We start from the raw sequence: 257 nt of genomic DNA, 5'->3' as shown, positions 1-257 counted from the left end.
AATGGCACTGAATGATACTGCTATCATTCTTTTTTACTTTTGAAAACTCTGTACAAATACACTGTATTTATACGAATTTTATTATCAGCTTTTCCAAATTTTTAAAGAGCATATTAATTAGTTAACCCAATGGGTAAAACTAACTAACAATCATCTGTGTGGACACTACGAACAAATAAGTTCTAAATCGTATAAGGAGGTGATCCAGCCCCAGGTTCCCCTAGGGCTACCTTGTTACGACTTCACCCCAGTCATGA

Annotated in this window: 1 rRNA gene; it reads right to left on the bottom strand. The window is 35.4% G+C overall.

Features of this window, described 5'->3' with window-relative positions:
* Window positions 1-192: 192 nt before the first annotated feature.
* Window positions 193-257: ribosomal RNA gene (locus H5187_RS24245) — 16S ribosomal RNA — on the bottom strand; the annotation flags it as partial.

The sequence above is a fragment of the Pseudoalteromonas sp. SG44-1 genome (assembly GCF_014164315.1).
GTDB lineage: Bacteria > Pseudomonadota > Gammaproteobacteria > Enterobacterales > Alteromonadaceae > Pseudoalteromonas > Pseudoalteromonas rhizosphaerae.
This window is presented reverse-complemented; position numbering and strand designations above follow the sequence as displayed.